At 57.7% G+C, this 22,601-nt stretch carries 20 protein-coding genes; 11 read left to right on the top strand and 9 right to left on the bottom strand.

Going from position 1 to position 22,601, the window contains the following annotated elements:
• Window positions 1-18: 18 nt before the first annotated feature.
• Complete coding sequence (locus ACJO3M_RS03000) at window positions 19-1,332, top strand: glycerate kinase type-2 family protein (protein ID WP_406999585.1); 1,314 nt, start codon at window positions 19-21, stop codon at window positions 1,330-1,332.
• 34 nt (window positions 1,333-1,366) lie between these two features.
• Here ACJO3M_RS03000 and ACJO3M_RS02995 read toward each other — a convergent pair whose 3' ends face one another.
• Window positions 1,367-2,122: a GntR family transcriptional regulator gene (locus ACJO3M_RS02995; protein WP_406999583.1), complete on the bottom strand. Its 756-nt coding sequence runs from the start codon at window positions 2,120-2,122 to the stop codon at window positions 1,367-1,369.
• Between the two features lie 500 nt (window positions 2,123-2,622).
• Between ACJO3M_RS02995 and uraD the strand changes: the two genes are divergently transcribed.
• Window positions 2,623-3,138, top strand: coding sequence for a 2-oxo-4-hydroxy-4-carboxy-5-ureidoimidazoline decarboxylase (uraD, locus tag ACJO3M_RS02990; protein ID WP_406999581.1), 516 nt, complete (start codon window positions 2,623-2,625; stop codon window positions 3,136-3,138).
• A 17-nt stretch (window positions 3,139-3,155) separates the two neighbouring features.
• Here uraD and ACJO3M_RS02985 read toward each other — a convergent pair whose 3' ends face one another.
• The 3 genes from ACJO3M_RS02985 to ACJO3M_RS02975 form a co-directional block, all read right to left on the bottom strand.
• Entirely contained in the window at window positions 3,156-4,337 is a 1,182-nt protein-coding gene (locus tag ACJO3M_RS02985) for an AAA family ATPase (protein WP_406999580.1), read from the bottom strand.
• Window positions 4,338-4,638: 301 nt separating this feature from the next.
• On the bottom strand, window positions 4,639-7,197 hold the full coding sequence (locus tag ACJO3M_RS02980; protein WP_406999578.1) for an EAL domain-containing protein: 2,559 nt from the start codon (window positions 7,195-7,197) through the stop codon (window positions 4,639-4,641).
• 9 nt (window positions 7,198-7,206) lie between these two features.
• On the bottom strand, window positions 7,207-8,535 hold the full coding sequence (locus ACJO3M_RS02975) for a PilZ domain-containing protein (protein ID WP_406999576.1): 1,329 nt from the start codon (window positions 8,533-8,535) through the stop codon (window positions 7,207-7,209).
• Between the two features lie 226 nt (window positions 8,536-8,761).
• On the opposite strand from ACJO3M_RS02975, the gene ACJO3M_RS02970 reads away from it, so the two are divergent.
• The 9 genes from ACJO3M_RS02970 (at window position 8,762) to ACJO3M_RS02930 (ending at window position 16,767) form a co-directional block, all read left to right on the top strand.
• Window positions 8,762-9,106: a PBPRA1643 family SWIM/SEC-C metal-binding motif protein gene (locus ACJO3M_RS02970; RefSeq protein WP_406999574.1), complete on the top strand. Its 345-nt coding sequence runs from the start codon at window positions 8,762-8,764 to the stop codon at window positions 9,104-9,106.
• 46 nt (window positions 9,107-9,152) lie between these two features.
• Window positions 9,153-9,584, top strand: coding sequence for a DUF3010 family protein (locus ACJO3M_RS02965; protein ID WP_406999710.1), 432 nt, complete (start codon window positions 9,153-9,155; stop codon window positions 9,582-9,584).
• Between the two features lie 140 nt (window positions 9,585-9,724).
• Complete coding sequence (locus ACJO3M_RS02960) at window positions 9,725-11,260, top strand: ABC transporter substrate-binding protein (RefSeq protein ID WP_406999572.1); 1,536 nt, start codon at window positions 9,725-9,727, stop codon at window positions 11,258-11,260.
• Between the two features lie 2 nt (window positions 11,261-11,262).
• Window positions 11,263-12,198, top strand: a complete 936-nt coding sequence (locus tag ACJO3M_RS02955) for an ABC transporter permease (protein ID WP_406999570.1) — start codon at window positions 11,263-11,265, stop codon at window positions 12,196-12,198.
• On the top strand, window positions 12,195-12,995 hold the full coding sequence (locus ACJO3M_RS02950; protein WP_406999568.1) for an ABC transporter permease: 801 nt from the start codon (window positions 12,195-12,197) through the stop codon (window positions 12,993-12,995). Before ACJO3M_RS02955 ends, ACJO3M_RS02950 begins: the two co-directional genes overlap by 4 nt.
• Entirely contained in the window at window positions 12,992-14,374 is a 1,383-nt protein-coding gene (locus tag ACJO3M_RS02945; RefSeq protein WP_406999566.1) for an ABC transporter ATP-binding protein, read from the top strand. Before ACJO3M_RS02950 ends, ACJO3M_RS02945 begins: the two co-directional genes overlap by 4 nt.
• A 112-nt stretch (window positions 14,375-14,486) precedes the next feature.
• Entirely contained in the window at window positions 14,487-15,005 is a 519-nt protein-coding gene (locus ACJO3M_RS02940) for a DUF2141 domain-containing protein (protein ID WP_406999564.1), read from the top strand.
• 108 nt (window positions 15,006-15,113) lie between these two features.
• Window positions 15,114-16,019 (top strand): alpha/beta fold hydrolase, encoded by a 906-nt coding sequence (locus tag ACJO3M_RS02935; RefSeq protein WP_406999562.1) that lies wholly within the window; start codon window positions 15,114-15,116, stop codon window positions 16,017-16,019.
• Between the two features lie 79 nt (window positions 16,020-16,098).
• Complete coding sequence (locus ACJO3M_RS02930) at window positions 16,099-16,767, top strand: HAD family hydrolase (RefSeq protein ID WP_406999560.1); 669 nt, start codon at window positions 16,099-16,101, stop codon at window positions 16,765-16,767.
• On the opposite strand, the gene ACJO3M_RS02925 is transcribed toward ACJO3M_RS02930, so the two are convergent.
• From ACJO3M_RS02925 to ACJO3M_RS02905, 5 genes are all read right to left on the bottom strand, one after another.
• A complete protein-coding gene (locus ACJO3M_RS02925; RefSeq protein ID WP_406999558.1) occupies window positions 16,736-17,641 on the bottom strand; it encodes an EamA family transporter in 906 nt (301 codons plus the stop codon). The two genes, ACJO3M_RS02930 and ACJO3M_RS02925, sit on opposite strands and share 32 nt — an antisense overlap.
• A gap of 22 nt (window positions 17,642-17,663) precedes the next feature.
• Window positions 17,664-19,379: a putative 2-aminoethylphosphonate ABC transporter permease subunit gene (locus ACJO3M_RS02920; protein WP_406999556.1), complete on the bottom strand. Its 1,716-nt coding sequence runs from the start codon at window positions 19,377-19,379 to the stop codon at window positions 17,664-17,666.
• A 38-nt stretch (window positions 19,380-19,417) separates the two neighbouring features.
• Window positions 19,418-20,488: a putative 2-aminoethylphosphonate ABC transporter ATP-binding protein gene (locus tag ACJO3M_RS02915; protein ID WP_406999555.1), complete on the bottom strand. Its 1,071-nt coding sequence runs from the start codon at window positions 20,486-20,488 to the stop codon at window positions 19,418-19,420.
• Window positions 20,489-20,556: 68 nt separating this feature from the next.
• A complete protein-coding gene (locus ACJO3M_RS02910; RefSeq protein ID WP_406999553.1) occupies window positions 20,557-21,570 on the bottom strand; it encodes a putative 2-aminoethylphosphonate ABC transporter substrate-binding protein in 1,014 nt (337 codons plus the stop codon).
• A gap of 174 nt (window positions 21,571-21,744) precedes the next feature.
• On the bottom strand, window positions 21,745-22,476 hold the full coding sequence (locus ACJO3M_RS02905; protein WP_406999551.1) for a UTRA domain-containing protein: 732 nt from the start codon (window positions 22,474-22,476) through the stop codon (window positions 21,745-21,747).
• Between the last annotated feature and the right edge of the window lie 125 nt (window positions 22,477-22,601).

The following is a 22,601-nucleotide window of genomic DNA, read 5'->3' as shown; positions in this document are numbered from 1 at the left end:
CGTTGCGAGGAGCCGCTAATGAACGCCCCGTCCAGTTCGCTGTCTTTTGACGATCCGACAGAAGTGAATGCCTGGCTCAAACAGCTGGCCGCAACTGCCGTATCCGCCGTACATCCTGACACCCTGTTTTCGCCTGATCAGCTGCCGTCGCGCCCATCCGGACGCACGGTAGTGATCGGAGCCGGCAAAGCTGCCGCTGCCATGGCCGCAGCCTTTGAGCGCACATGGGCTGATAACTACCCCGACGCCGAAATCTCCGGCCTCGTCGTCACTCGTTACGGTCATGGCGCTGATTGTCGGCACATCGAGGTATTGGAAGCCTCCCACCCGATGCCTGACGAGTTGGGCGAGAAGGCGGCTCAGCGTATGCTCGATGCAGTGACCGGGCTTACCGCGAACGATCTTGTCATTGCCTTGATTTCGGGGGGTGGTTCCGCGCTCATGACGCTGGCTGCTCCAGGACTGACGCTGCACCAGAAGCAAGCAATCAACAAAGTACTGTTGCGTTGTGGGGCGCCGATTCGTGAGATCAACACGGTGCGGCGACATCTCTCGCGCATCAAGGGCGGGCGATTGGCTGCCGCAGCTCATCCGGCGGAGGTGGTTACTTATCTGATCTCCGATGTGCCCGGCGACGATCCTACGCTGATCGCCTCAGGACCGACCCTGCCAGACGAGACAACGCCACTCGATGCGTTGGAAATACTGGAACGGTATTCGATCGAAATTCCAGATGCTGTGCGTCGTCATCTGGTCAGCGACGATACCGCGCCCAAGCCGCACTCGCCTGAATTTGAGCGTGACCGTGCCGTGGTTCAGGCCAGGGCGTGTGATGCGCTTCGTGCAGCGGGGGCTGCTGCAGAGTTAGCCGGTGTGGACGTACGTGTGTTGGGTGACGATCTTGAAGGCGAGGCGAGAGAGCTGGGGCGTGATCATGCGGCACTAGCTTTGAAGCTTCAAAAAGAAGTCAAAGAACCGCTCCTGATACTGTCGGGTGGCGAGACCAGTGTCACTGTGCTCGGCGAAGGGCGCGGAGGTCGCAACGTCGAATACCTCCTGGGAGCGATCACGGTCCTTCAGGGTGCGCCCAATATTTACGCTCTGGCCATCGACACGGACGGTATCGACGGCTCCGAGGATAACGCCGGCGCTATTTTCGGGCCTAACGACTGGTCCCGGGTTCAAGCCCTGAAGCTGGACCCTGCGAATTATCTCGCCGGTAATGACGCCTACAGTTTTTTCGAGGCGCTCGATGGCTTGATCGTCACGGGTCCCACTCGTACCAATGTCAATGATTTCCGCGCCTTACTGGTGCTCCCAAGGTCCGTATGAGGAAACTCGGAACACGATCTAAAGCTAACCGCGTCTATTGCTTGGAACGGGCCTTTCCCTTGGCAAGGCCTATGTGCGAGAACACCGCATGCAAGTCATCGGTTGCACTGTCGTCATCAAAGTTCAGTTTTGCATCGATATGATCCATGTGATGCATCATCAATGACACCGCTTTGTCAGTATCACGGGCGGATATGGCATCAAGCAACTGATTGTGCTCATCATAGGAGCAATGGGAGCGGGTGCCCTTTTCGTATTGGGCGATGATCAGCGAGGTCTGAGAAACCAGGCTGCGCTGGAAACCGATAAAGGGCGTATTGTTCGCCGCCTCCGCTAATTTCAGATGGAATTCGCCTGACAGGCGGATACCCGCACCCCGATCCCCGCGAGCAAAGCAATTTTGCTCTTCCACCACCATGTCCCGCAGCTCATCGAGCTGCTGTTCAGTCGCGTTCTGGACCGCTAACTCTGTAATAGCACGTTCAACCAGGCGCCGTGCGTACAGAATCTGACGGGCCTCTTCCACGCTCGGGCTGGCTATCATCGCGCCCCGGTTAGGGCGAATGGAGACGACACCTTCATGTGCCAACTGCGACAACTCTCGCCGGATAATCGTGCGGCTGACACCAAAAATTTCCCCTAACGCTTCCTCACTCAATTTGGTGCCGGGTGCCAGGCGATGCTCAAGAATAGCGTCGAACATGTGGGCGTATATCGTCTCGCTTGTCGTCCCGGTCCGTTTTTTTCCGGTTCGGTTCGGGCTTTTGGTGGGTTGCGCTTGTTTGTTCATAATATCTCGCGAATGAGGTAGTGGAAGTACAGAATCTGATTCTGAATAGTATACGAGAAACGACGCCGTTTAGCCGAACCTGATCGAGCCACGTAATCACCTAAAAAAAACCCGCCTGAAGGCGGGTAAAAACACACTGAGGCAAATCGAGTGTGTAAGTCAGGCGTGTGAAACAGCGGGGCAGGCACGACTGGTACTGAAAAACCTGCCCCTGGCCACGAAGACCTGATGAAAGCATAGCACATACTGTCGTTTTATGGATACAGTTATAATTAGTTTTGTATTCAGTTTGTTGGGTTGGTTATCGCACGCTTAAGTGATGGCCAGGCTTGGGCTCAGTGGCCATGGCCTGTGTTGAGGCCAGGATTTCTCCGGACCCACAAAAGAATTGCCGGCGGTTGAAACATCATATATTCTATGAATATTGTATACGATGTGCGGGTGCCAGCTTTCGATGCAGGCTGACCGGGCGTTATTCATTCAGATATCAGGAGCAAAGAATGAGCCGTTTTCGAACCCTGACTCCATCCAGCCTCGGGCGAGAGGCCTTCGTTGCAGCTTTTGCTGACATCTATGAGCATTCGCCATGGGTAGCAGAGCAGGCCTATGACATGGGCGTGGATGAAAAAGTTGACGAGATCGAAGTCATGCACGAGCGGATGTCAAACATCCTTCTCAACGCGGATCGGGAAGCCCAGTTGGCCTTGATCAATGCTCACCCGGATCTGGCAGGCAAAGCTGCTATGCGTGGAGAGCTTACGGCCTCGAGTACTTCCGAGCAGGCGGGTGCAGGTATTCAGGAGTGTACTCCGGAAGAGTTTACGCGCTTCGTCAGGCTTAATGAGGCCTATAAAAACAAGTTTGGCTTCATTTTTATCATGGCCGTAAAAGGTAGTAACAGACACCAGATACTGGCCTCGTTCGAAGAACGCATGCACAACTCCCCCGAGCAGGAATTCCAGCGCGCACTGAGCGAAATCAACAAGATTGCCTTGTTCCGCCTGCAGGCAATGTAGCACCGTGTTCCTCGCTATTAATCCGCCCACTGCCAGGGCGGCGCATCCAGCAGTCCCTGACCCAGGATAAGCGTTTCGCCCAAATTCTTATTCAACGCAATAGAGTTGCAGTCACCGTCCCCTTCCAGAGTGGCAACCAGGCGTGGCGCGTGGGACACCACCCACACTTGGGTTTCCCGTGAGGCACGGATAATCAGGCGCCCCAGGGCCGGAAGCAAATCCGGGTGCAGGCTGGTTTCCGGCTCATTCAACACCAGCAGGGAAGGCGGTCTGGGCGTGAGCAACGCTGCCACCAACAACAGATAACGAAGCGTGCCGTCTGACAGTTCCGCCTGGTTTAAGGGGCGCAACAGCCCATCCTGCAGAAACTGCAACAGGAAACGGTTGCCGGAGTCTGCTTCGAAATTGATGGTGGCCCCGGGAAACGCATCCTCAATCGCTTCATACAAGGCCTGCCGGTCGCCAATCTCGTGTATGGTCCGCAAGGCGGCCACCAGGCTATGGCCGTCGTGATCAAGCACCGGGGTGCGTGTACCGATCTGCGGAGTGCGGATGATGGATTGCGGATCGGTTCTGAACTGATCGTAGAAGCGCCAGTTGCGGATGGTTTGTCGGACGGCATGGACCTCAGGCACGGCAACCGGATCACTGATTTCGTTCAGAATGCTTTCGTAGGTATTGAGGTGGGCGTTATAGACCTCCCATTTGCGGCCGGAGCGCACTTTCACCACGGGCCCGATCCGGTCGATCAGGCAGCTGCTGGGCCGGCAGACGTCGCCTGCCCAGATGCATTCACGCTTTATCTCGGGGTCAAACTGAAACATGGACGGGTCCTGGTAACCCGCAAATCCCTGGGGCGCCGGCATCCCCAGTAAAATGGCGTAACCGAAGTCTTCACCCACAAAGCCCAGCCTCAAGCGGGTGTTTTGTGTCTTGGCAGAGCCCTGCACCGGAGAGGAGCCGTCTTTCATACCCTGGGTGAATTTCTCGGGCCCGGCCCAGAAGGTGTAATCAAGCCCTCCTTCCCGCGCAATCGATGAGATCAGATTGCCTTTCGCAGTTTCGGCCAGCAATCGCAGCGACTTGTACAGGTTGGATTTGCCGCACCCGTTGGGCCCGGTAACCACGTTGAGGCCAGATAGGGGAGAGACAATGTTTTTCAGGCTGCGGTAGTTGGATACGGCAAAAGCTTTGATCATAAGCTCAAGGTCTCTTAGGGTTGGCTGCTGTCATAACGTTTTGAAGGGAGAACACCTGGTCTCATCACTGGAAAATGGCTGTGATTATCCTGCGTCCGCTTGGAAGTAAGTGACCCTTCAATTGTGCGCGAGCAGCCCGATTATTCATAGGAGCCACCATGAACAAGATGACTTAACGAAAGCCAGACCGGTGCTTGATTCTGACCTGTACGCTGGTGCTGTGAGGGAAGATGAAGCGACCTACCAGAAGGCCGGCGTCTCGGCTGTACCGGCGTTCATTATCAACGGCAAGTACCTCATTTCAGTTCGTCGTTTGCGCCGTTGCCCAATCGCAGAATTTCTCCAACGGCATCGGCCTGGCAAACAGGTAGCCCTGCAGCCGGTGGCAGCCCAGCTGGGTTAGAAGCTCCCTGGTGCTATTGTCCTCCACGCCTTCGGCTACGGCTTCCAGATTGAGGGTGCGTGCGAGTTTCAGGGTGTTCTGGACAATTCTCAAGTCATTCTCGTTGGAAGCCATCTGGCTTATAAAGCAACGATCTATTTTCAGCTCGTGGATGGGCAGGCGGCTCAGATAGGCCAGGGAGGAGTAGCCCGTGCCAAAATCATCCAGGGCAATCATGCAGCCGCTGTTGGCAATCTGAAGCAGGGACCCGATCACTGCGTCCATGTTGTGCATCATGGAGGTTTCCGTCACTTCGAAGATCACGCGATTCATTGGAATGCCGTGTTCCCTGATTCCCGCCAGTGCGAAGGACACAAAGTGGCTGTTGGTGAGATTCTGAACCGACAGGTTGATGCTGCAGGTAATGTTCAGTTGTCGTTCCTGCAGCGTTTGCATGGTTTTCCAGGCCTGGGTCACGATGTAGCGCGATAGCAGATCCATCAAACCGGCATTTTCTGCGATTTCGATCACTTCCCCGGCGGGCACTGGCCCAAAGCGCGGACTGTGCCAACGCAACAGTATCTCCGCGCCCACCAGCTCCTGGCCGGTGCTGTTCATTTGCGGTTGCAGGTAAAGCTCCAGTTCGCCCGCTTCGATGGCCGGCGGCAAGGCCGTCACCAGATTCAGGCGGCGACGCGCGAAATCGGAAATCTCGTCATTATAGACCTGCACCGGAACCTTGCTTGATTCACTGCGGTCCTGTGCCGCCGAGGCGTGTTGATACAGAATCTCCGCGCTGTCGCCATGCTCCGGTGCAACAGCCACGCCGCAGTGTAGGTTCATGAACACAGGCAGCCTGACGGAATGGACAGAGATGTCATGATTACCCACCATCTGGTTGATCAAGGGCTCCAGTGGGCCCTCCAACTGCTTGACGTCAATCAGGAATGCCGCTGATCCGAATTCGGGAATCGCAATGTAGGCGAGTTGCCGACTTTCCAGGCAGATCACACCGTCCTGCCCGGCCAGCGTATGGTTGAGCTTATTCATCAACTGACAAAACATTTCTTCCGCCAGCCTGTGGCCCATGCTGGACGCAATGTCCTTGATCTGTGGATAGTGGACCAGTGTGAGTGCGACCTGTTTGTTCTGGCTCATCATTGTCTGTAACTGCTGATTGAGCAGGGAGGCATTGGGCATCCTGGTGGTCGAATCGTGCATGGCCTGTTCAAGGGATTGCATTTCCAGATCCCGGACCTGTCGCTCGGCCAATTGCTGCCTTCGCAGTGCGGCCAATTTGCGTGCCCGCTCGTCCTTGATGCGATGGGCGAGCGCGAACGAAAGCAGCAGCACCTCGGCGGCAGAGCCGACCTGCATGGCATGGTTGGTGACGACGTTCACCGGGATAAAGTTGAAGACGTTCAGTAAATACAGGGCGGTCCCAAGGGCAAAGGTAGTCCAGGCCAGCACGAAATAACGGGCAATGGTGACGCCGGCTCTCAGACCCGCCAGGCCCACGGAGATGAGCAGCACAATCACCAGCGTGCCCAGCAGGCCCGCGAACAGCGCACCGTGTATGGGGGAAGCCCATGTGTAGACGATCAGCAACCCGGCCAGTACGGCCGCAATCTTCATGCTGCGATCCCAGCGGGAAGATATTTCCTGCCATTTCAGGAAGCTGCGTGCGAACATCAAGGCAAACAGAGACACAAGTGCAGTGCTGATGGGGAGGGCATAACGGGTCAGCAACGGCTGCCCGCCCCAGATCCAGGCGCTGCCGACCCCGGAGATGCAGAGCATCAGCAGGCTGATCGAGCCGATGTACAGCACGTAATAGCCGTAGGCTGAATCCCGGATAGAGAGAAACAGGAACAGGTTGTAGACCACCAGGGCAAACAAAACGCCGAAATAGGCTCCCCAATAGAGGCTCTCCAGTGAAAATCGATTCAGCAGATGGTCCTCACGCCAAAGCTCGAGCGGCACTTGCAGTGACGTGGCCGATCGCGCTCGCAGGAATAATTCCACCTGGCCGTTCAGGTCACGCGGTAGTGGCAGGGCCACCTGGTAACTGTGGGCCCGTTCCCGCTGATTCTCGGTCTCCTGGCGACTGGTGTGGTAGATTGCTGGCTGTTGTTTATCACGCAATATGTAGAGATCCACTTCCTCCAGAAGTGGATATGGAATCACCAGGTACCACTGGCGGGTCAACGGTTCCGGGATGGTCAGGGATGTCCTGAGCCATACTGATTGGCCGGTGAAGCCCAGGTTCAATACGCTGTCATTGTGCTTTTTATGCCACTGTTCCCGTTGCAGGATCTGATCAAGGGGCAGGTCTTTGTCCAGAAAGTACTCGATGTGGTGGTTCAAGCTGAAACGGACAGCGTCATCCTGAATTGTCAGTTCCTTGCCACTGGCGGTAATAGCGAATAAAAGGGATATCACAACGAATCCCGCTGACCATTTGTGGAGTTTCGCCATGGTGCCTTCCTATTCGTCCAGGGGACTGATCAGGCGGCCGGTGAAACCGAGAAACTCGGCCTCCTGACAAAAGGCGGAGAAATCGCCTTCCCCCGCATCCGGCTGGCGAAGCAGGACCAGTGCCTCGACCAAACACCCGGGAATATCCCGGTTGTTCCAGGCTGGCATGCGTGGCCACATCAGGAATTCTTCGTGGGACAACACCACCTTTTCCACCGTGATTTGCCGCACCCGTAGGCGTTCCCGGGCTGTCAGGCTGATGCAGGGGTGGGTGTCATCAGCGATCAGGGCTCCCGGGCTTATGTGCTGCTGGAGTTCCAGGATGGCATCGCCATGATGGGTTAAACCGATGAAAAGCTTTTCGTCCTGTAGATAGGCCAAAGAGGAGGTCTGCAATACCGTCCCCCGTTCGGTGGTGATTTCCCTGTCTTCCTCATAGCGCGGGTCAAAGCCGATCACCTTGTCATACATGCCGGTGAGATCCTGACACACTGCGTTGCCGATGCGCCCGGCGCCTCCCAGCACGACAATGCTGGTCTGCTGGCTGTATTGGGGGCGCTCGCGCATTTGCCGCGCCACGTCCCAGATCATGTACCTCGTTCCCAGGCTCCCATCCACCAGCGGTTCGTTAATTTCGATCCCTGCTTTCATGGCGAAGTTGGGGAGTCGTCCAACCAGGGCAATCCGCTGCACATCGGGGTAGTCCCGTTGCAATTGATCCAGGTAAAGCCGGACTTTTTCGGGATCTTCCTGTAACTCATGCTCCAGAAACTGCGACGCGACCAGCAGGCCTCTCATGTCTGCATTGCGAATAAAGCCAAGCACTATATTGGGCGGCATACGCTTTGCCATGCCGGGCGTAAAATAGGAGCCTACCTGCTGCTTGTTGCCGTACACCGCGAACAGGAAATGCGGTCTGGCCAGGGCGTGAACGAAGGTGCGCAGATAGGTATTGGCCAGAAACACCGCAAACCGGCGGCTGTTTCTCCAGAGTGCACGTTTGCTTCTGGCAGTCAGACGCTGCCAGGTGGGGGCGGTGCCATAGAGCTTGCTCAGCTCGTTTTCGGAAAAACGTCTGCGATTGAACTGCAAACCAATGTGAGATCTGCCGGTGTGCGTCACCGTTGCCGTTACCTTCATACCGGGCTTGCCGGGGAAGTCCACGTCAATGACCTCACAGGGGCGGATATACACCCGATCCGGCCTTTTCAGGCGTAACCCGCCAGCCGATATGTCCAGTGTTTGGGTTTCAATGGTGTGATTGGCATAACTCAGAATCACCGGGACCCTGATCCCGGATCGCAAATGCCGGCGATACTCTCCATGCATCCTTATCATCGCTGGCTCCCGACACCCTGTCGAATCTGATACTTACTTTAAACTTCTAGTCTGGACCAAACTTGGGAATGCCGCCATTTTCCAACGGCCCCACGCACCTTCAGAACGGGCCACATTGAATTTCTGCTCCTGGCTATATAACCAATCCCGTAAGCATGCTAAAACGTTTTCGCCCAGCGGTCGCCATGGAGCGCCAGGGTATTCTTCCGATCATCAGGATCTCAGCATGTCAGACAAATTTTTTTACAAAGGCCGGCAGGACGCGCGCCAGCACCACACCGCTCACGGTGGCTTTCAGACCAAGGCCATTAAAAAGAGTGGCAGCAAGAAGTACCCGCTAACGCTGGTGGTGACCAGTGAGGCTCGCAAGCAGGAGATCGAAGCCCGGGTGGCTGAAGCCAAACTGCATGCGAACATTACGGTTGATAATCGTGAGGGCGCTGTTGAATCCATTGCCGAACTGACCGCGCTCCTGAACAAAGCGGCGACCGTTACCACGGCGAAATTGCCTTCCCGCAATGACCCTTGCAGCTGCGGCAGTGGCCTGAAATTCAAGAAGTGCTGTGGCTGAGGGCGATGGGGTTGATGAAGGTGACGAAGGTGAAGAGAGGAACGCTATGATTATTTGCGGAGTGGAGCTGACCGGCAGCGATGCCGTGGTGTGTATGCTGAACCTGGATCGGGGGCAGTTCAGCTTGCCGGAGTGCAAGGTGCGAAAACTGTCGCTGAACAAACACCACACCCGGGAAGACCTGAAACAGTTCCAGGCGGCGTTTGCTGAGTTGATGGCAGAGCACGGGGTGACCCGTGTCGTGATCAAGGAGCGGATGCCGAAAGGCAAATTTGCCGGTGGCGCCATCAGCTTCAAGCTGGAGGCAGCCATTCAACTGATTGACGGTAGTGAGCTGGAGGTCAGGTTGCTCCCGCCGGCGCAGATCAAGTCCACGCTGGCAGCCAATCCGCTGCCGATTCCTTTCGCCGAGACCGGCTTGAAGATCTTTCAGGAAACCGCCTTTATCGCAGCCTATGTGGGGCACATGGCGAAATAGCGCCTTGGAGTCAGCGGAGCGGCCTCGTTATACGTAGATGTCGAAGGCTGCGATGGCTTTCGACTTTCGGTGGTTTAATTTGATAATGTTATAACATATCATTCGTCGCCTCGTTCCCGTTTAAAGAGGCGCTCGTCAACATGTCCTGGTTCTGCCGCATTCTGCTTATTCCGGGCTTTTTCTGGATTCTGTCCGGTTCTGTAGCCCAAGCCCAGCCAACCCCTGCCAACACTGTGAATATCCAGGCCGCTTTTGAGTTCTCCAGCCTGGATCCCACGCGCAGCGGCTATATCTTTACCCGGATGCAGGTTCTGGAAACTCTGTTCAATGTTGATGAAACTGGCCGGCTGATACCGGGGCTGGCAGCGGAGTGGTCGCAGCGCGAGGGCAATCGGATCTGGGATATCCAGTTGCAGGAGGGCGTTGTCTTCCACGACGGCACCCCCATGACGGCCGGGGTGGTTGCGGAACACCTCAATCTGGCCCGAACCAGGCCGGGTGCGTTGCAAGGCGTGCCGATAGAACGGATTGAGGCGGTGGGGGAGCGAGCTCTCCGGATCACCCTGGCCGAACCTTATCGTCCTCTGGGTGGGGTGCTTGCCAACTATTCCACCGCTATGCTCGCTCCCGGGGCCTACGATGAAGAGGGCAGCGTGAAAGCTCTGATCGGCACCGGACCTTACAAGGTATACGAAATTGCGGTACCGCATCGCCTGGTTGTTCAGCGTTTCCAGGACTATTGGGGTAAGGTCGCAGAGGTTGAATACGCCCGTTATCTGACGGGGCATCGCGCGGAGGCCCGGGTATTGCAGGCCCGCAGTGGTCAGGGTGATTTGGTGTTCGGGCTCGATCCGGCCGCCGTGCCGATGCTGGAGCGCCTGCCGAATCTTCAGGTTGTCCGCTCCGAGCTGCCGCGCACCCTGGCTCTGAAACTGAACCTGGCGCACCCTTACTTGTCGGATGGGGACGCGCGTCAGGCACTAAGCCTCGCCATTAACCGCAGCGGCATAGCAACGGCGATACTCCGCACGCCGGGAGCTGGCACGACTCAACTGTTTCCCGCGCATATGGGGGCCTGGCACCTGGACACCGGCGAAGCCGGCTTCAACCTGGCCCGGGCCGAAGCGCTGATGGCCGGCCTGGGTTGGGAAAAAAATGCAGAAGGGTGGCTGGAAAAGAATGGCGACCGGTTCGAATTGGACCTGATCACTTACGCCGATCGCCCGGAACTGACAACCGTGGCAACCGCTGTTCAGGATCAATGGCGACGGCTGGGAGTCAAGCTGAACGTCAATATAACCAACTCCAGCAGTATTCCCGCCGGCCATCAGGACGGTTCTCTGGAAGTGGCCCTTATCGCCCGCAACTATGGCACCATCGCCGACCCCCTGGCGATCATGATTCGGGATTTCGGGTCTGGGAAGGGTGGTGACTGGGGCAGTATGAACTGGTCGAACCCTACCATCCAGGCAACGCTGAACTCCATGATCCGGGAATCCGACGATGCGGTTTACCGTCAGCAGGCTCAGGCCGTGGCACAGTCTGTTTACGACGACAAACCACTGATTCCTGTTGCCAGTTATGTGCAGCAGACATCGGTAAGCCGGCGCCTGACGGGCTTCCGTTTTGATCCCTACGAGCGCAGCTTCTTCCTTAACGAATTGGCCTGGAAGTAACCATGGGCCGATTGCTTGTGAAACGACTTCTGCAGTTACTGGCGGTGTGCTGGGGTGTTGGCACACTGACGTTTGTCATGATGCGGGCCCTGCCCGGCGATGTGGCGTATCGGATTGCGGCCAGCCGGTATGGCATGGATGCGGTGGATGCCCGGGCCGCTGAACTGGTTCGTGAGGAGCTGGGCCTGGATACCGGTGCCTGGGATGCCTATTGGCAGTGGCTGGTGGATCTGGCCTCTCTGGATCTGGGCACGTCATTGGTCAGTGGCCTGCCCGTGGCCGGGGAAATCTGGCACATGCTTGGTCACTCGCTGGTGCTGGCGGCGGCCGGTGTCGTCTTGTCTGCACTGATTGCGATTCCCGTCGGTACGGCCAGCGCCTTCCGGGGTGGCTGGCTGGATCAGCTGACCCTGGCGCTCTCAACCGGTATTCGGGCAGTACCGGTATTTGTGATTGGTCTGATCGCCGTGATGATTTTTGCGTTGAATCTGAACTGGCTGCCGGTCGCAGGCTTTGGTGAACCGAAGCACCTGATTCTTCCCGCGATGACGTTGGCGGTGAGCCTCGCTGCCATCTCCAGTCGTGTAATCCGCAATGAAACCATCAGAGTGATCAACGCTCCCTACTATGAGTTCGCCCAGACCAAGGGGTTGTCAGCCCGACGTACCTTTCTTCGCCATGGCGTGCGTAACCTGTCGGCTCCGGTTGTGGCATTTTTCGGGGTGCAGATGATCACGGTGGTGGAAAGCATGGTGATGATTGAATCGCTCTTTTCCTGGCCGGGGATTGGTCACGGCCTTGCCCATGCGGTCTTTGGCCGCGATATCCCGGTGATTCAGGGGGCGGCTCTGGCCATGGGCGCTCTGTTTGTGATCATCAATACGCTGGTGGACATTGCCTGCCATTTCCTTGATCCACGCGGGAGGGCAATCAGTTGAGGCTTCGTGAGTTAAAGCCGTCCGTAAGCCAGGCCCTGGGTATTGGCCTGTTGTCATCACTGGTGTTCTATGCCGTCATGGCCCCGGCCCTGAGTAGCGTGGACGCCAGTGCGCAGAACCTGTCCCATATCCTGGCGGCACCGATGGCCGAGCACTGGCTTGGTACGGATCACTTTGGTCGGGATATGTGGGTCCGGTTGGCCGATGCCCTGCAGCGCTCAATGACCATGGCCTTGCTGTGCGTCGCGACAGCCGCGTTTCTGGGCGTGAGCCTCGGGGTTGCGGCCGCCATCGGTCCGAAGTGGCTGGACCGGTTGCTTGATGGGCTGACAACGCTGATCCTGGCCCTGCCCGGACTGGTGTTGGTGCTGTTGTTCGCGGCGATTTCGCCAGGGTCTTTCTGGATGCTCTACCTGGCCATCTCACTGATTCAGTGGATCGAATATTTCCGGGTAACCCGGGTGATCACTCAACGATTGGCCCACTCGCCGGAGGTTGAGGCGTCCAGGTTGCTTGGCTTTGGCCAATGGTATCGATTCAAGCGTCATTTTTGGCCGGCCATCGCACCACAGTTAATGACACTCGCCGCGTTCGGCGCTGCCAACGCCATTCTCATGATGGCTGCGCTCGGGTTTGTCTACGTTGGTATCCAGCCGCCCACTGCCGAGCTTGGTCTGATGATTGTGGAGCATTTTCCCTACTACAGTGATGCCCCTTGGCTGTTGGTCCAGCCGTTGATCGCTCTGGCGCTGTTGATTCTCAGCTTTCACCTGATCGGAGGGAGGGGCGAATCATGACCATTATTCGTGTTGAGAACCTGTCGGTTCATGTCGGCTCCCGTACTCTGGTTGCTCCGGTGAGCTTTGCATTGGGGGAGGGTGAGCGGCTTACGATTCTGGGGCAGACAGGATCAGGTAAGAGCCTGCTGGCCCAGGCCATCATGGGGAATCTTCCCGATTCCCTCGTAAGCCGGGGGCATGTCTGGCTGTTCGGTTCGGAAACGCCGGCCAGGTCCCGTCGGCAGTGGTGGGGGCGGCAGCTCAGCATGCTCCCCCAGGAACCATGGAATGCCCTGGATCCACTGATGACGAGTGTGAACCAACTGGCGGAAACCTATCGGTTTGTGTGCGGTCGCGGGGCACTTGAAGCCCGGCAACAGGCGCGGCAAACGCTGGCGGAGCTCGGCCTTAAATCCAGTGCTGAAAAGCGGGTGGATCAGCTCTCGGGAGGTATGGCTCAGCGGGTGGCGATTGCCTGTGCCATGGCCGGCGGTGCCCCGTTGTTGCTGGCGGATGAGCCTACCAAAGGCCTGGATGTGTCCCGTCGTGACCAGGTGGTGCGACAGCTACTTGTGCAATCGGCGAAGGGGGCGTTGCTGACCATCACTCATGATGTGGAGGTGGCGAAACAAATTGGCGGCCAACTGATGGTCGTGAAAGAGGGTCAGATTGTGGAGCAGGGGCGGTGCGAGACGGTCCTGTCTTCGCCTCAGCATACTTTCACCCGTGAATTGATGGCAGCCGACCCGAGCCAGTGGCCGGATCGCCCCGCACAACAGATCGACCAGTCACCGGTGATTGAAGCCAGAGGTCTCTCGGTAGGGCACGGAAAACGGGCCCTGCTGCGGGATCTGTCACTGACCGTGCACGCCGGAGAGGTAATTGGCGTGGTGGGCGACAGTGGCTGCGGCAAGAGCACGCTGGGCGACACGTTGCTGGGGTTGCGCGCGCCGCTGGCAGGACGCGTGACGCGGCTGAAGCAGACTCCCGCCCACCGTTGGCAGAAGCTTTATCAGGATCCGACGGCGGCGGTCTCGCAGTCGGTTACGTTGCGGGTACTGTTGCAGGATGTGGTCGCAAAATATGGCGTGAGTTCAGGCGTCGTTAAAAGCTGGATGACGCGGCTTGCGCTTACGGACGAACTGCTGGATCGAAAGGCTGACGGCGTGTCCGGAGGCGAGTTGCAACGCTTCTGCATACTACGCGCGATGATTCTGGACCCGGTGTTCCTGTTCGCCGATGAGCCGACCTCCAGGCTGGACCCCATGACGGCACGGGATGTCACCCATTGGCTGGTCAATATAGCCCGGGAAACCCGGTGTGCGGTAATGCTTGTGAGCCATCATCCGGAGCTCATCGAGAAAAGCTGTGACCGGGTCATCTCGCTTGATCGCTGAACAGGTTCAACACAAATCTGGACGGCGGTTTCGTCGCTGTCTACGCTGAAATAAAAGAAACACGTAAATTTTCCTTGCTGCACTTGCCATCAGAGCTATGAGGAGTAAGGCCATGAGTGAGTCAGCCAATCGGAAGGTCGTGTTGGCTCGCACCGTCTGGCATCCGGTGAAGCGGCTTCCCATGGGGTTTCAGGCTGTCGCATTTTGGACAGTGCTGATGTTTGCGAGTCTTCCCGCCATCGTCTTTGCCCAACCATCCTGCCCCGGAATTCACGTGAGAATTCTGGACATCAGAAACAGCACAGGGACGGTAGCTTGCGCGCTTTTCGAATCACCAGAGGGTTTCCCTACTGAATTTCTGCAATCCGCGACCAATATCACGATGATAGCCATCCGGGATACGCAGGCCCGTTGCAACTTTTTGGATATCCCCCCGGGAACCTATGCGTTGGCCGTGATTCATGATGAAAATATGGATGGGAAGCTTGCCACTAACTGGCTAGGGGTGCCCACGGAAGGCTACGGTTTTTCAAGCGGCGCAACGGTTTCGATGAGTGCGCCTTCGTTCGAGGAAGCCAGCTTTTCGTATGGTGGGCGAAACCTGGATCTGACGATTAAACTGAATTACTGAACCAGAAAACAGCCAGCCCCGTTTTCCGGATTCTGGCCCTCCAACCCATGGCGACGATCATTCCCATGTGGACAATGGCGCCTTCATTCAGGCGGAGTCCACACAGACATGGCACGAGTTACAGCACACGATGGCGCCAGGTTGAAGGTAAGGGAAGTGGGGCGGGGTCCAGTGATCATCCTGCTTCACGGCTTTGGAATGGACAGCCGCCACTGGTTGCCAATTGTGTTGCCTTTGGCGCATCGCTTCCGTTTTGTTCTTCCCGATTTGCGAGGGTTTGGCGGATCTTCCCACCTGACCTGCAGCGAACCCTGTGTGCTGACCAGCCACGCCCGGGATCTCGACGCTGTGATTCGCGAATATAGCGTTGGCGAGCCGGTTGGGTTAGGGGGCATTTCCATGGGCGCGAGCACGTCACTGCGCTACATGGAGCTGTTTGGCTCACGTGCTGTTCGTCACTACGTTCATATCGATCAGTCGCCTCGCATCGCCCATGGCCCGGGCTGGCCCTGGGGCATTTTTGGCGAGCACGGGCCTCAGAGAATCCGCGGTTGGTGGCCACTGCTGGAGAAACTTGAAAGGATTGATCCGCAGACGCCGTTTGCGGAGTTGCCCAGGCCCCTGCGCCTGCAGTTTCGTGAGGATCTGGCCGACTTCATGGAAGTTGCCCTCAGCCGTCGCTGGATGAAATGGGCTGCGGGGCGGTTGATGCGCATCCCCGGCGTTGCTCATCAACTGGTGCCGGTCGACAACTGGTACACCCTGTACCAGCACATGCGGGCTTACGCTGAACGGGAGTATGACTTCCGCTCTTTTCTGCCGGAACTGACGGTGCCCACCACGGTGATGGCGGGCCGTCGCTCGGAAATGTACCCCTGGCCCGGTCAGGCTGCCATGGTGGATCTGATGCCCAACGTGAGGTTGGTGACGCTTGAGAACAGCGGCCATGTGCCTTTAATCGACCAACCTCTGGCTTGTATCAGGACGCTTGGCGAGGTGTTAAAGCCCGCCTAGCTCACCAGCGCTGCAAACCCGGAAACCTGATTGTCATAAAGCTATGGAATCATCTGGTCTATACCAGTAGGAGGCCGGAATGTTAGCGATATTCGATCTGGATGACACATTGATCCATGGGGACAGTTCAAACCTTTTCACCGCATTTCTTCGCGACCGGGGATTCAATCCGGATCGCGGTGCTGCGCACAGGGACGCACAGTTTCTCGAGGCGTACCACGCAGGAACGCTGAATCTTGAAGAGTACATGAGGTTTTGCCTCTACCCTCTCAAAGGCTGGTCGAGGACTGACGTAGACCGGGTGGTCGCGCAATTTATCGAGATAGTCATTCGCCCCAGAGTCTGTTCGACGATGAAAAAGAGGCTCGAGTGGCACCGTGCCCAAGGGCATGATCTGCTGATTATTTCGGCCACGGGCGAACACCTGGTGGAGCCTGTGGCCGACGAGCTCGACATTCCCTGCGGAATTGGCATTGAAGTGCTCTGGAGTGGCGATCAACTGACCGGCCAGATTGGCGAGCGACGACCTTTCCGGGAGGGAAAAGTAACCGCTCTGGATGAATGGCTGGCCCGTCGGCCAGAGCATCCGGAGGCTATCTGGTTCTACTCGGACTCCCACAACGATTTGCCCTTATTGGAACGTGCGGACCACCCCGTTGCGGTTAACCCGGACCCGACGCTGCATGAGTGCGCCCGGAGGCGTCAATGGTCGACGATTAACCGAGCACCACAAGCGTCAGGCCAATAAGAACGATCACCACTCCCAATATTTTCGGGCCATGGAGCGTTTCCTTCAGGAAAAACCAGCTCATGGCCACCCCGATGGGGATGCTGATCTGACGAAATGCGACCACGTAACTGACGTCGTCGGCATAGGCCATGGCCCAGACCACCAGCCCGTAGGTACCCAGGATCAGAACGCCGGCGGCCAGCGTGCTGCGCCAGTTCGCGGCCAGAACGGGCATCAGTTGGCGCTCCCTGGCCTGAAGGGCAATGATCACGGACAGCCACACTAACGTGGACCAGGCCTGCAGCACCACAAACAGCAGGGCTGTCTCACCCTGGCTGAGTCCGTGACCCGGCAATGCCCGGATCCAGCGGGTGGCGGCGTCATCCACCAGTGAATACCCAGCAGTGCTAGCGGCTGCCATCAACGCGAACAGCGTGGCCAGGTTCAGGTAATTGGACCAGCTGAATTCTTTCAGATGTCGCATGGGCAGAACCATGCATCCCGCTACAATCAGCAGAATGCCGGCAACCGCGGCCAGGCTGATTCGATCAACCGTTCCCAGAAAAACCGCTCCGATTAACAGAATGATCAGGGGCGATGAGCGGGCGAGGGGGTAGACAATGGACATCTCACCATAGCGATAGGCCGCGGCGAGTGAACTGAGGTAGGTCGCCTGGAAGAATCCGGTCAGCAGCACCATCCACCAGATGGCCGGCGTAAACTCCGTGAGCGCAGACTGATAGAAAACCAACACCGGCAAGGTGATGACTGCACCCCATAAGGTGCAGTACCAGAAAAACGCCCCACTGGGACTGACGCTTTTGCCGAACAGGTTCCAGCCGGCATGGGCAAGGGCTGAAAGCAGGACAATCAGGGTGGCGGTGATGGTCATCTGCCAAATCCCTGTTTGCGCTTCATGCAGTCCCCCGGCGCCAGGGTTTCGTGGCGCGATCCAGCCAGAACCGGAGCAGCCCCTGCACCAGTTTGGCGCCGGCACAGGTGAGGGTGATTAGCACGGCCATAGCGGCAGCCGGGGCGATGTCGCCGGCTTCGTCCATGTTCAGTACGGCAACCGACGCAAGCTGCGAATCGTGCCCATAAAGAAACACCACCGCAGAGACCGTCGTCATGGCATTCACGAACAGATAAAGCGCCACATCCAGCACGGCCGGGAGGCAGAGCGGCAGTGTGACGGTCACCAATACCCTCCAGCGCGAGGCTTTCAGGGATTCACCCGCGGCCTCGAATTCGCTGTCCAGCTGTTTGAGCGCGGTCATCGCCGTGAGGTGGGAGACGGAATAGAAGTGCGTCACCGTGCAGAGGATCAGGATGAATAATGAACCATAGATGAAGTTCAGAGGGTTGTCCGGGTGGTTAAAGAAGAATATGTAGGAGAGCCCGAGCACCAGTCCGGGAACCGCCAGCGGCAGCAGAGACAGAAACTGGAATGCACTCTTTGTGGCTTTGGGCTGCGGGGTACGCTCAACCAGCCAGGCGTTGAAGAACACCAGCACCGTACCGAGCACCATGGTTCCCAGGGCCATCTGGAGACTGTTGGTGTAGGCCCCCCAGCCACCGCCGTCCATCAGATCGAACTGATAGTTTCTCAGGCTCAGGTCGAGGTTGTAGGGCCAGAAGGTCACGAAAGATGCGTAAACCGCCATGCCGATGATGACGAAAATGAACGCCATGGTGGGTGTCAGCATCAATCCGCCCAGCAGATCGCGGCGACGGTTCACCGTGGGTTGAAAGGGGGTCGAGCGCGCGGTAAAGCTGGCGGACTGCTTGCGCTGAACGTAGCGGTCGGCGGCGAAGGCCAGCAGTGCCGGTAGCAATAGCAGCACACTGACCACGGCACCCATTTCGAACCTTTGCTGGCCGATGACCTGCTTGTAGATGTCCGTTGCCAGCACATCAAACTGGCCCCCAATCACTTTCGGCACCCCAAAATCGGTAATCACCAGGGTGAACACCACGAAGGCGGCACTGACCAGACCGTAGCGGGCGCCGGGTATGGTAACCGTCCAGAACGTGCGCCAGGGGCTGGCCTTGAGCGCGGTGGCCGCTTCGTAATGGCGGCCGTCCGCATTCTCCATGGCAGTCAGAAGAATCATCAGGGCGTGCGGAAAGGTCCAGAAGCAGGATCCCATGATGATCCCTATCGGGCCGTAGATCTCGGCGCCGAACAGCCAGCCTTTCAGGATGCCCTGGTTGCCAAACAGATACACCAGACTGATGGCCGGCAACAGGGACGGGGCGAGGATCGGCAGTACCAGTACGCCACGAACCCAGCCGGTTATCGGTAGGCGGGTACGGGTCAGTGCCCAGGCCGCCATGAAAGCGAGCAGAACCACCAGAATTGTACTCAGCCCTGCAACCCAGAGAGAATTGAAGAACGCCGATTCGATGCCACCGGAGCCGAGATATCGGGCAAAGTTTTCCAGGCCGACGAATTCGCCGGCTTTGTTTTCAACGCTTTTGGACAACAGGGTGTACAGCGGTGCCAGCACCAGCAGCGTCAGCACCCCACAGCCAGCAAGCAACAGAATCGGAAACAGCCAGCGCTCGCCGATGCGCTTGAAAATGCCGGAGAAGAAAGCTGACTTTTGGACGGTATCGGACAGAATCATGGGCAGGTTACTACAGTTTTTGGGGAACAAAAGTGCATTCAGGCTGCGAAGCAGTGAAGCGCATCCGAGGGCAGTGTCACATTCACTCGCGCGCCGCAGCACAGCGCCAACTGACGGGCTGAGCGAGGATCAACGTCAACCACCAGGCGCATGCCGCAACCGGACAGGGTGACCCCGGTGCGGATGAAGGCGCCAAGGTAATCCATGGTGTCCACGCTGGCTTCCCAGCCATTGGCGCCTGTTGGCTGAAGGTGAACGTCCTCCGGACGAATCGCAATCCGGACACGGTCGTGGCCGGCCGGCATCGGTTTATGCACATCCAGCTCCCGGTTGCCGACCCGTACCCGCTGACCGCCCACGGCAGCACTATCCATAAAGTTCATGGAACCGATAAAGTCGGCAACGAAGGCCGAAGCCGGTTCCTGGTAGATCTCGATGGGCGTGCCCACCTGCTCAATGACGCCGTTGTTCATAACCACGACACGATCCGCCATTGCCAGCGCCTCTTCCTGATCATGGGTGACCAGGATCGTCGTTACGCCCAGTTGTTTCTGCAGCTGGCGGATTTCCGAACGCAGGTGGCTTCGGACTTTTGCGTCCAGTGCAGACAGTGGTTCATCCAGCAACAACAGCCCCGGGCTGGGTGCCAGGGCTCTGGCCAGAGCCACCCGTTGTTGTTGGCCGCCAGATAGTTGTGCGGGGTATTTGCGGGCCTGGTCCGACAGCCCGACCGTCGCCAGCAACTCATCCACGCGCCTGCGTATCGCAGCTTTCGGCATTCCGATACTGCGCAGGCCGTAAGCGACGTTGTCGGCAACCATCATGTTGGGGAACAGGGCGTAGGACTGAAACACGATGCCGAAATCCCGCTCTTTAGGCGATTTTCGGGAAACATCTGTGTTGCCCTGGATGAGCTGGCCGGACGTTTGCTGTTCCAGGCCGGCGATGATTCTCAGCAGGGTGGTTTTACCGCACCCGGAGGGGCCGAGAAAGCACACCAGCTCGCCGGGCCCGACTTCCAGGTTGATGTTCTTCAGCGCGCAAAAGTTTCCGAAATGTTTGCCGACGTCTTTAACAACCAGGCGACTACCTTGAATGGTCTGATTCATGAATATTGACTCCTTCAGGCTGCAAATGTTGATTCCGGCCCACTTGCCCGCAGGCCGGGATCAGGCCGTTATTTTGCTTCGGATTTGCTGTCGTAACGGCTCTGCCATTCCGCCAGGATCTCTTCGCGGTGAGTGGCCGCCCAGGCGAAGTCGTTATCGATGATCAGCTCTTCGGCGTTATCCGGAAAGTATTTGATCGGCTTGGCAACGCCCGGCATGGCAACAATGGCGTAGCCTTCGTTGTACATTTCCATGGCTTTGCGGCTGATCGACCAGTCCACCAGGGTTTGAGCGGCATCAAGATTCCCGGTGCCCTTCACGATGGATGTGGCTTCCACTTCCCAGCCCAGACCTTCCTCCGGGAACACGACTTCCAGGGGGGCGCCCTGATCTTTTAATCGTGCGCCACGGAAGGCGAAGGACACGCCGATGGTGGTTTCACCCGATGCCGCCATCTTGCATGGCTTGGAACCGGAGTGGGTGTAGCGGCTGATGTTGTCATGCAGGCCGTCCATAAATGCCCAGCCTTCTTGCTCACCCATCATCTGTAGCCAGGCTGATACATCGAGGAACCCGGTACCGGAGGAGTTCGGGTTTGGCATCACGACATGGTCCTGGTAGACCGGCTTGGCCAGGTCGCTCCAGCTGGTCGGCATCGGCAATCCATGTTTTTCCGCTTCGATGGTGTTGACGCACAGTGCGGCCATGTAGGCATCCATGCCAACCCACGACGGGGTGGCATCGCGGTCACGGAACTTTGGCGACAGCTCGCTGAGGCCTTTCGGCGCGTAGGGCTCCAGCATGTTCTCGTTCTTCAGTACTAACAGGCTCGTACCAGAAAGGCCCCAGATAACATCGGCACGGGGGTTTTCTTTTTCAGCCATCAGGCGGGCCGTCACGACGCCGGTGGAGTCACGCACCCAGTTGATCTTGATGTCAGGATGATCTTCGTTGAAGCGCTCGGCATATTTTTTCAGGTCTTCCGCTTCGACGGCCGTGTATACCGTCAGTTCGGTCTGGGCGCTGGCGCATGCGGCAAAGGTACCTAAGGTCAGAGCAATGGCTTTCTTCAGGCTTTTCACGGTGCTTTCCTCTCTTCCATTGATGGGGGTGTTTATTCTGGTGTATACCAGATGGCTGTCGACCAAGGTAAACCCGATACATTGCAGTGTCGTGACACGCCCGTGACAGTTAAGGAAAGGGCCGAAGCCCGGCAGGATTCGGCTATCATCGTGTTTGAGTCAATGTCCCGGACGTCAGCCAACGTCGACCTGAATGCTGAGCGCGTCGTGGAGCCAGAACTCCTCGTCCAGCTCAATAAAGCCGCCATTTGCATCGTGACTGCAGCGCGTAACGTAGAGGCCGGCAATGCCCGCGCTCACTCCCAGTGCCTCGGCGTGAGGATTGACCAGCGCGGTGGGGTACATTTCGATGTGCCTGCGCACCAGGTCGACGCCGTAGCCTTCCTGCAGCAGTTTCCAGAGTGACTGGTTGAAATCGAAGGTTTCGATGCCCGGTAATCGACGGGCGTTGAGGTAAATGCTTTCCACCAGCACCGGGCGGCCGTCGATATGCCGTCTGCGCCGCAGTTTTATCACCGGATCATCAACCGCCAGCCCCGTTCTGGCGGCCAGCCAGGACGACGCAGTCATGGCCTGAACGTCGAGTGTCTCTGTTTTCGGAGTACGCCCCTGTGAGGTCACGTTCTCGGTAAAGCTGTAGTCTTTGGCCGGGGTGTAGACCAGCCGCGGCGGAGACACGAACCAGCCCCGACGGTTGGACCGGTAGATACGGCCTTCGGCCTCCAGTTGGGAAAGGGCCAGCCTCGCCGTCACGCGGGTGGTGCCAGCATTTTCCGCAATGATCCGCTCGGAGGGCAGCCGGGTGTTGGGGGACATTTCGCCGCGGGTGATCCGGGCGGCGATCTCATCGCGGACTCGCAGATAGAGCGGCGCGGCCAGCTTCGTGCCAGGCATCGATTCAGGCATGCAAACGGACTCCATGGAAGACAAAGCGTTCAAGACTAGCAGGCATTTGATGCCCAATTATGACAGGCTTTCAACGACCTTGAACGTTGCCAATAGGGTTGGGCGCGTCACAATCGCCAGGTCGT

The sequence above is a fragment of the Marinobacter alkalisoli genome (assembly GCF_045449795.1).
Taxonomy (GTDB): Bacteria; Pseudomonadota; Gammaproteobacteria; order Pseudomonadales; family Oleiphilaceae; genus Marinobacter.
This window is presented reverse-complemented; position numbering and strand designations above follow the sequence as displayed.